General features: G+C 43.0%; 1 pseudogene. It reads right to left on the minus strand.

Annotated elements, in window-relative coordinates:
• Positions 1–421: pseudogene (locus BCT81_RS13685) on the minus strand (insulinase family protein); the annotation flags it as partial.

Here is a 421-nt window from a genome sequence, read left to right on the forward strand (position 1 = left end):
TCAAGTTCTGCTGGATCTAAGTCGTAGCAAATAAACGGGTTTTTACCGGGGAGCTCAAACTGCCAACCGGGATTAATGCAGGTGAAGCATTGAATTTGCTCAGCTGTAAAAGGAGTCACTGAGTAAGGCGTAAAGTACCATTTTGCTTCTCTATCATACTCAAAACCTTTGGCAATAATGGTCGCACGCATATTGTCGACGGTTAAGTAAGAAAGCAGTGAACGTTGTAGATCTTCGTCGAAATGCGACATTTTATAGTCACCATAAACCACATCTTGCTCTTGATAGTGCTGCATGTTGATAACCAAATGGCTAACGACATCGAGCGGTCTTGCTGGCTCTTGAAAACGGAAAGCGGATTCTAAAACGGCACGTTTTTCAAGGTAACGCCACTCTTCAATCCCTTGTTGTTCAATCAACT

Origin of the sequence: Vibrio sp. 10N.261.52.A1 (assembly GCF_002876325.1) — a bacterium.
In the GTDB taxonomy this organism is placed as follows: Bacteria; Pseudomonadota; Gammaproteobacteria; order Enterobacterales; family Vibrionaceae; genus Vibrio; species Vibrio chagasii.